The following is a 2,335-nucleotide window of genomic DNA, read 5'->3' as shown; positions in this document are numbered from 1 at the left end:
CATATCAAGAAAAATTTTCCGGCTGTGTTGGTGGTTGGAGGATGGTTTGACCAGGAAGATCTTTATGGTCCTCTGAAAACTTATGCTCATTTATCAAAGTTGCCAGCCTCTAGCCCAACACACCTGGTGATGGGGCCCTGTTATCATGGTTCGTGGTCCCGTGGCCTGGGAGATTCCTTAAAAGTTGTAAACTTTAATCAGCCTACCGCCAAACAGTTTAGGGAAGAAATGGAACTGCCTTTTTTTAAACAACATTTAAAGGGCAATGATACAGCACATCTGCCAGGAGCACAAATATTTTTTACGGGAAGTAACCAATGGGAATCTTTTAAACAGTGGCCGCCAGCAGCGGTTAAGCAGCAGTCCCTTTACTTAAATGAGGGAAAGAAGTTATCTTTTAACCATCCTATTTCCAGCCAGGCTGCATTTGATGCTTATATCAGTGATCCTCATAAGCCAGTGCCTTATACCAATGAAAAGACGGTTTTAAGAGGATTTAAATATATGTTCGAGGATCAATATTTTGCAGCAAAAAGAACTGATGTCTTAGTCTATGAGTCTGAAGTGCTGACAGAAGACGTTAAAATTGGGGGAAATTTACAAGCTGAACTATATGTGTCTTCAACAGGTACAGATGCTGATTTTATTGTTAAACTAATAGATCTATACCCTTATGACAGTAAGTCTCCGATGACTGATTATCAGCTTTTAGTTCGGGGTGAGGTGATGAGGGCAAAATTCAGGGATAGTTTTGCTGAACCTAAACCTTTAGTGCCTCAAGAAGTAACAAAGTTGCGCTTCGATATGCAAGATGCGGCTCATGTCTTTAAAAAGGGGCATAAAATAATGGTACAAATTCAAAGTACCTGGTTCCCTCTGGTTGATCGAAATCCCCAACAGTTTTTAAATATTAATGAGGCTGAAGATAAAGATTTCTTGAAACAAGAGCATCGTATATATTTCAGCAAAGAATGTCCTTCACAAATTATATTACCTATTAATTAAATCTATGAAAATCAGAGTTCTAATTTATTTTGTTGTTTTGCTCTCCTTTTTACAAACTCAAGCACAAGAGGAGTACGCCCGTTATATTGTTAAAGAATTGACAGCTAAGCCATATCATGGAAGGGGCTATGTTTTTGATGGGGATCGTAAAGCTGCTAATTTTTTAAGAAACGAATTTAAAAAATACCAAATTCAACCGCTTGGAGATGATTATTTTCAATATTATAATCTATCAGCGAATACATTTCCCACCGCACCTAAAGTCACCATCAATGGTAAGAAATATACTTTAGCTGTAGATTACCTTATCGATGCTGCATGCCCTGCAATCGATGGGAAGTTTGCCATCGAAGTTCTGGAATTGACATCATCGGATCAACAAGTTATTTCCAGTATAATTAACAACCGTAATTTAGAGCATAAGCTATTATATATCGATGAGGATCTTGCTTTAACTCATATGAAAGCTCCACAGCTCAAAGAAGTTACCGATCAGTTGAAGAATGCCGGATTTCATGCAGGACTTATCTTGAATTCAAAACAAAAGTTGAAATGGAGATCATTAACCTACCAAAATAAAAAGGCAAGTATCAATACGCATTCTTTATTATTGGATGCAAAGGTTAAAAACGTGGCGCAGCTTAAAATTACACCTCAACTAAATCCGGAATACCAGACGCAGAATGTATGTGGTTTTATTAAAGGTACAGGTGGTTCTGATTCTACAATTGTCATTACAGCTCATTATGATCATATAGGGGCAATCGGAAAAAAAGTATATTTTCCTGGGGCTAATGACAATGCAAGTGGAACCTCCATGTTAATGTATTTAGCAAAGTATTACGCTGAACATGTTCCTAAATATAATGTTGTCTTATTAGCCTTCTCAGGAGAAGAAATTGGCTTATTAGGTTCTAAACATTATGTGAAGAATCCTTTGCTGGATTTAGGTAAAATTAAATTTCTGCTAAATTTAGATATGGCAGGAACTGGCGATGAAGGGGTTCAGGTAGTTAATGGAACTATATTCAAAAAGGAGTTTGATACATTAGTTCGGTTGAATAAAGAGCACGATTTAATGCCTCAGGTAAAGGTGAGGGGACCTATGGATCGTTCTGATCATTTTCCTTTTTATGAAAAATCGGTACCATGTTTCTTTATTTATACACTGGGAGGTATTGATGCTTATCATGATATTTACGACAGGTATGAGACTTTACCTTTTACGAAGTTCAATAATTATGCAAAGTTGCTTATTTATTATATTGATCAATATAATAAATAAGCAAATATAAGCTGTTTTTCTTCAATCAAATTGGTTGCTTTATGA

2 protein-coding genes are annotated in these 2,335 nt (G+C 36.4%); both read left to right on the top strand.

Going from position 1 to position 2,335, the window contains the following annotated elements; all coding sequences use genetic code 11:
* Positions 1 to 1,005 (top strand): CocE/NonD family hydrolase (locus tag ACR2F7_RS12410; RefSeq protein WP_432713874.1); only part of this gene is annotated, 1,005 nt, incomplete at its 5' end.
* Between the two features lie 4 nt (positions 1,006 to 1,009).
* Positions 1,010 to 2,290: a M28 family metallopeptidase gene (locus ACR2F7_RS12405; protein WP_432713873.1), complete on the top strand. Its 1,281-nt coding sequence runs from the start codon at positions 1,010 to 1,012 to the stop codon at positions 2,288 to 2,290.
* Positions 2,291 to 2,335: the final 45 nt, after the last annotated feature.

The organism is Pedobacter sp. (genome assembly GCF_045628745.1).
Taxonomy (GTDB): domain Bacteria; phylum Bacteroidota; class Bacteroidia; order Sphingobacteriales; family Sphingobacteriaceae; genus Pedobacter.
The sequence above is the reverse complement of the archived record's forward strand: the minus strand, read 5'-3'. Positions and strand labels throughout refer to the sequence as shown.